The 6,509-nt window shown below is 71.7% G+C and carries 5 protein-coding genes; all 5 read left to right on the top strand.

Translation table 11 applies throughout. The annotated features are described in order from the left end of the window. Nucleotides 1–180: 180 nt before the first annotated feature. Nucleotides 181–873: a hypothetical protein gene (locus AB1I47_RS33155; protein WP_354687884.1), complete on the top strand. Its 693-nt coding sequence runs from the start codon at nt 181–183 to the stop codon at nt 871–873. A gap of 68 nt (nt 874–941) precedes the next feature. Continuing rightward, complete coding sequence (locus AB1I47_RS33150; RefSeq protein WP_354687883.1) at nt 942–1,649, top strand: hypothetical protein; 708 nt, start codon at nt 942–944, stop codon at nt 1,647–1,649. Between the two features lie 56 nt (nt 1,650–1,705). Continuing rightward, nucleotides 1,706–3,100: a hypothetical protein gene (locus AB1I47_RS33145; RefSeq protein WP_354687882.1), complete on the top strand. Its 1,395-nt coding sequence runs from the start codon at nt 1,706–1,708 to the stop codon at nt 3,098–3,100. 10 nt (nt 3,101–3,110) lie between these two features. Beyond that, the gene (locus tag AB1I47_RS33140; RefSeq protein ID WP_354687881.1) at nt 3,111–5,258 is read left to right on the top strand and encodes a hypothetical protein; all 2,148 of its coding nucleotides are present in this window, start codon (nt 3,111–3,113) and stop codon (nt 5,256–5,258) included. 46 nt (nt 5,259–5,304) lie between these two features. Further along, on the top strand, nt 5,305–6,468 hold the full coding sequence (locus AB1I47_RS33135; RefSeq protein WP_354687880.1) for an aminotransferase class I/II-fold pyridoxal phosphate-dependent enzyme: 1,164 nt from the start codon (nt 5,305–5,307) through the stop codon (nt 6,466–6,468). The last annotated feature ends 41 nt before the right edge of the window (nt 6,469–6,509 follow it).

Genomic DNA, 6,509 nt, shown 5'->3' with positions numbered 1-6,509 from the left:
CACTTCGCCCCCAGAAGCCGTTTTCCACCCCACCGCGAAACACGTTTCGCCCCCGCGCGCCGTCAACGCCCTAAATCGGCCCTCTCCGGCCATGGCACACCGCTTGCACCTACCTGCCCGCGACAGCGGTGGTCAGGCGTCAGGCCCGCACCGCGGCAACCGCCCAGCCAGGAGAGCGCCATGGAACGCAACCTCGTCCGCTACAGCCCCGACATGGAAGGCTTCGGCCCGACCCCGGCCGCTGCAACCCCGGACGCGGTGCGCGAGGCTGAAGCGGAAGTGCTGGGCGGTTCCGGCGAAATGGAGTTCGCCATCGCCGCGCTGGAGGTCAGCGACGAGCCCGGCCTGCGCGACTACCTGCGGCGGCTCGTTGGGCATGCCGCGCGCGCGGCGGGTCGGCCGGTGCCGGCGCCGGTGCAGCAGGCGCTGCTGGGGCTGCTGGCGCAGACCGCGCGCCGCGTGCTGCCGGCCCATGTGCGCCGCACCGGGCCGGCAGCCACCTGGCAGCCAGCGCCGGTGCTGCGCAACGGCACCGCCAAGACCGCGGGCCGGCTGTTCGGGCTGGAGCTCGAGGGGCTGAGCCCGGAAGACAAGGAGTTCGAGGCCGCGCGCCATTTCGTGCGCTTCGCGGCCGATGCCGTCAGGCATGCCGGCCTGCTGCCCGGCAAGCCCGGCAGTGCGCCGCGCGACCTGGCCGCCTCGGCCATGGTCAACGCGGCCCGGCATCACGCACCAGGGTTGCTCGGGGTGGCTCGCGGCGCGGCGCCACCCGCCATCGCGCGGCGCCAGCCGGCGCGCGATGCCGCTTGCGCGCCGGGAGCCTGCGGCCGCTGGAGACGACAGGGCCGCTACATCATCGTCGCCGGCTGTTGACCCGCACGGGACGACGCGCCGGCACGCCTGCCAGTCCGCTGGTCTTCACTCATGTCGAGGAACCCATCATGCATGACATCGACCGTACCCAAATGGAATACAGCCCTGAGCTCGAATCCTTCGAGTCCTTCGAGTCGTTTGAAAACGGCTTCGAATTCGGCGAGCAGGAATGGAGCGGCGAATCGTTCGAGTCGCAGGAAACCTACGGCGAGACGCTGCTCAGCGAAGCCGACGAGATGGAGCTCGCGGGCGAGCTGCTTGGCGTCAGCAACGAGGCCGAGCTCGAGCAGTTCCTTGGCAGCATCATCAAGCGCGTGGGGCAGGTGGCCGGCAAGGTGATCCGCTCACCGATCGGGCGGGCCGTGGGCGGCGCGCTCAAGGGCGTGGCCAAGAAAGCGCTGCCGCTTGCGGGCGGTGCCATTGGGGCCTATTTCGGCGGGCCGCTCGGCGCCAAGATCGGCAGCGGGCTGGCGTCTGCGGCGGGCAGCGCGCTGGGACTGGAGGCCGAGACGCTGGAGCAGGAGGACCGCGAGTTCGAGGGCGCGCGCCAGTTCGTGCGCGTGGCTGCCGACACGGTGCGCCGCGCAGCCGCCGCGCCGCAAGGCACCGATCCGCGCGCCGCCGCGCAGGCCGCGGCATCGGCGGCGGTGCGGCGCCTGGCGCCGGGGCTCATTGCTGGCGCGGGCGGCGGCACGGGCAACGGCGCAGCCGGCATGCGCGCCTCGGGCGGGCGCTGGATGCGCCGCGGCAACCGCATCGTGCTGTACGGCGTGTAAGCAGCATGTAAACGGCGCGTAAGCGCGCCGCGTGCCACAGACCAGGAGACCGCGCCATGTCCGTCGCTCCGTTCGCCACGTGGATGCTCGAGCAGGAGGCCCGCGCCCTGCTGGTGCGCCTGGGCCGCGTCAAGCCCTTCGCACTGCTCGAGCCGATGGTCGGTGCCGCCGCGCTGCTGCCCGGCGCGCAGACCGCGATCGAGCAGTTCCTGATGGCCAGCCGGCGCGACCTGCGCCGGCTGGTGCGGGGCTACCTGGACTGGCTGCGCAGCCCGCGCGCACGCGCCGTCAGCACGGCCGAGGCGCAGCGCCGCTTCACCATCCTGCGCCTGAAGTTCAACGCCGTGCTGACGCAGTTCGACATGTTCTACGACGTGATCTCGCAGCGCTGTGAGAACGAGACCGGGGTCTGGCTGTCGGGGCTCGACGTGGTCTCCGCCGACGCGCTGGCGCTGCCCGGCGGCTACTACCGGCCGCCGCCGGTGATCTGCTACCTCGACCGCGGCATCGGCGCGGCCATCCGGCGCGCGCGCACGCGCCTGCCGGGTGGCGGCGCCAACCCGGTAGCGATCATCCGCGTGCCGCGCGAGCGCATGGTCGGCAGCGGCATCGCCTCGTCGCTGATCCATGAGGTGGGACACCAGGCGGCGGCGCTGCTGGACCTGCCGGCTTCGCTGCGGCCGGTGCTGCAGGGGCTGCAGCGCGCCGGCACCGACGCGGACCTGTGGCTGCTGTGGGAACGGTGGATCTCCGAGATCGTGGCCGACCTGTGGTCAGTGGCGCGCGTGGGCATCGGCTCCACCCAGGGGCTGATGGCCGTGGTCAGCCTGCCGCGGCCGTTCGTGTTCCGGCTCAGCATGGACGATCCGCATCCGGTGCCGTGGCTGCGCGTGAAGCTGAGCTGCGCGATCGGCAAGGCGCTCTACCCCGACCCGCAGTGGGACCGGCTGGCCGCGTTGTGGGAATCGTTCTACCCGCTGGCGACGCTGGAACCGCAGCGCCGCCAACTGCTGGAGCGCCTGCAGGCCAGCCTGCCGGCTTTCGTGACGCTGCTGGTGCAGCACCGCCCTGCCGCGCTGCGCGGCCGCACGGTGCAGGAGGCGCTGGCCGTGGGCGAGCGCCAGCCCCGCACGCTTGCGGCACTGTACCGACGCTGGTGCCAGGCCCCGGCCGACGCCTACCTGGCGTCGCCCACGCTGGTGTTCGCGGTGCTGGGACAGGCCCGCGCCAACGCGCAGCTCAGTCCCGAAGGCGAAAGCGAGCTGCTGGCGCGGCTGCTGACGCACTGGGCGCTGCGCAGCACGCTGCAATCGGCGCAGACGTGCCTGTCGAGTACGAACCGGGGGACGACCGGGGAAAGCGCCCCGGCCCGCGACGCGTGGCTCGCGGCGCGGCAGAACGGGGGCGCCGCGAGGCTGCGCACCGGACAACCAGTCCTGACTATCCGTTGAGGAGCGTGAAATGGCAACGAATGGAAACAAGTCTGACAGCGGCGTGAGCGTCGTGGTCAGGGACGCCGGCGCCACGGGGCGGCCGGTCAGGCAGGCGACCGTGGGCTTGTGGAAGGTCAGTGACGATGAGTCCGACGGTGCCGTGCGCAGCATGCTGGACAACCCGGAGGCGCTGCGCGCGCACCCCGACCAGCCGGCGGACTTCTTTGCCCGCTGGCAGGCCCGGCACCGGGTCGCGCAGGCCCACACCGACCGCGACGGCCGCGCCCGCCTGCCGCTGAAAGACATCGAGCCGGGCTACCGCTACTACGCGGTCTATGAGCACTATCCGTTCGCGATCAGCCAGTTCGATCCGGAGATGGACCGTGCGCTGGAGCTGCTGCCGTCCAAAGGCATCGTGGTCCAGACCAACGGCACCGGCGACAACGGCATCCCTGGCGTGCCGCGCGTGGGCGATCGCGTCGAACTGATCGCGCAGACCGACCTGACGGTCGGCCCGCAGTGGGGCATCACGCCGCCGTCAGGATGGCACGCGCTGCCGGACAGCCCGCAGCGCTGGGTTGCCAACGTCACGGAACCGGGCCCGATGACCAGCCGGCTGCAGTTCTGGTTCGCCCACATGTCCGGCGCCGCCGGGCAACGGCGCGCGCTGGTCGACGACGTGCAGACCTTCCACGTCGACGAAGCCCCGGTGCAGAAAATCTCCGGCACCGTGAAGGCGAGCCTGGAGCGGACCTCGAGCCAGTTCAGCGAGGACACCGCGTTCTGGACTGCCATCCTGAACTGCACCGAGGCGCTGTCCTTCAACACCTACCTGAAGTTCATGGACTACCTGTTCGAAGGGCGGGACGACAGCGCAGGGCTGGATGACTTCGAGCAGCAACGCTTCAGCCGCGCCACGCGCGACGAATACACCGCGCTGCGCAAGCGCCGCCTGCTGCCGTTCACGGACACGGATGCCTACCGCCTGGTCAAGGCCGCGACCGAAGCCTTCGTCATGGTCAACAGCGGCGTGATGCGCACCGACGACCACCAGGCCGCGTTCACCGGCCGCCCCGACCTCGAGTACCTGGAGCGGCGCGGCATTCCGGTACCGGGCCGGACGCTGCTCTCCGTCTTCAACAAGCAGTATCTCGAGCAGGGCGACGGCTATACCGCGCTGCCCTACCTGGCCATCATCCGCAGCAAGCTGCCCGAACTGAGCCTGCGCGGCCTGGCGCGCGGCGGCACCCCGCAGGAAGGGCGCAGCTACGCGCTGCTGCAGCGCAAGCTGGATGAGCCGTGCCTGCTGGAACTGATCTGGTCCTACTGGCATGAGGAAGGCATGCTTGCACAGAGCGTGAAGGCGGTGGCGCGCAGGTTCCAGAACGTGCGCTCGCCCGGCTCGCCCGACCCCCTCGCCAATATGGAGATCGACGGGTTGCGGCCGCTGGCGCCGGTGCTGTTCGGCTATATCCAGGACGAGCAGCACCGCCTGACGGTGGTACGGCGCAACTACGAGTACGACCACCAGTACGGCCTGCGGCTGCAGGGCAAGGCGGTGCAGGACATGCGCCCGGCCGACACGCGCTCGAAGTTCATCGAGGCTTTCCACAACCTGCTGCGGCTGTGCACGGCGTTCTACCGGCAGGACGACGACACCACGGTCAAGGCCGATGCCTTCCCGGTGCTCAATGCGCTCAAGGAGGTGCACCTGATCCTGTCGCAGGGCGCGCACAACCAGTTCGGCGACCTGACCTCGACCGCGCGCATCGAGATGATGATGGAGCAGTGGCTGCTGGCGCGGCCCGAGTTCCGCGAGTTCCTGCCGTCGCGCGTGATGGTGGCCTACCCGGAGCCGTGGATGGACCGCGTGGACGCGATGAAGAAGCTGCAAGGGTGGTCCGACACCAGCGTGCTGCACTTCCGCAACCTGGGCGCGTTCGGCGAGCAGATCCTGCTGTCAGTGCGCTACGGCGCGTGGAGCGTGGTGTACGAGCCGCTGCAGGCGTTCAACTGGGCGCGCTTCTGGCGCCCGCAGGTGCAGGGCTACGTGCATGCGTACCGCGCCGCCACCGGGGTCGACCTGACCACCGAGCAGGCCGATACGCAGGTGGAGGCCACCATGCCTTCGGTGCTGCTGCAAAAGCGGCTGGCGCAGCAGCAGCGCACTGCGTGAGAACCCCTGCCCGCGCTACGCCAAGCCACCCTGCCCTGGTGCCGCCATGCCCGACTTCACTTCCGCTCTCTACCTCGGCATGCGGCACCCCAGCGGCGCGCTGCCGCACTGGGACATGTTGTCGCTGGGGCAGCCGGCGGCGCTGCGGGAGCCGCCGGGCAGTGCCACGGTAGCCGAGCAGCTGGCGCGGCTGCAGGGCTGCGAGGCGGCGCTGATGCTGCCATCCACGCTGCACCTGTTCCGGGACCTGTTCGGCGTGCTGCGCCGCCTGGCCGGGCGCATCGTGATCCAGGTCGATGCCGGCAGCTACCCGATCGCCCGCTGGGGCATCGAGCGCGCCGCGGTGCTGGGCGTGCCGGTGGCGCGCTTCGGCCACCACGATCCCGATGCGCTGGCGCGGCAGGTGGCGCACTGGCACCGGCGCGGGTACCGGCCGGTGATCGTGGCCGACGGCTTCTGCCCGGGCTGCGGGGGCGCGGCCCCGGTGGCGGCCTATGCCGCGCTGGCGCGCCGGCATGGCGGCTGGCTGGTGCTGGACGACACGCAGGCGCTGGGCGTGCTGGGCACGCGTGACGCCGCGCAGGCGCCGGCGAACGCCGCAGCGGATGGCGAACCCGATGCCGCGGCACCACTGGGCCGCGGCGGCGGCGGCTCGCTGCGCTGGCATGGCGTACAGGGCCCGCATCTCGTGGTGGGGGCCTCGCTGGCCAAGGCGTTCGGCGCGCCGGTGGCGGTGCTGTCCGGCAGTGCCGCGCTGGTAGCGCAGTTCCGCGCGCACAGCGACACGCAGCTCCATTGCAGCCCGCCGTCGGTGCCCGTGCTGCAGGCGGCGCGGCACGCGCTGGCCGTCAACGCGGTGCGCGGCGACGCCCTGCGCGCCCGCGTAGCGCGGCTGGTGGCGCGGCTGCGCGAGCGGCTGGCGCGGGCCGGCCTGGTGGCGCGCGGCACGGCGCTGCCGTTCCCGGTGCAAACGTTTTCGGCCGCGCCCGGCGTGGCCCTGCAGGCCTTGTACCGCGGCCTGCTGGCGCAGGGCATCCGCGTGCTGCTGACGCGGGTGTGCCGCGCGGCACGGCCGCGGCTGACGGTGCTGCTGACGGCGCGGCACAGCGAACTCGACATCGACCTGGCAGCGCGGGCCATCGCCGCGCTGACGCATGCGGGCCGCGATGCGCCCGCCTTTGGCGGAGGCACGATATGGACCAGCCCCTGACACGCCGCGCATTGCCCTTGCCTGTCCTGCCTTATGGCGGG

The sequence above is a fragment of the Cupriavidus necator genome (assembly GCF_040578825.1).
Classification (GTDB): Bacteria; Pseudomonadota; Gammaproteobacteria; order Burkholderiales; family Burkholderiaceae; genus Cupriavidus; species Cupriavidus necator_E.
Note: the sequence above shows the minus strand (reverse complement) of the source record. Positions and strands in the feature narration are given on the sequence as shown.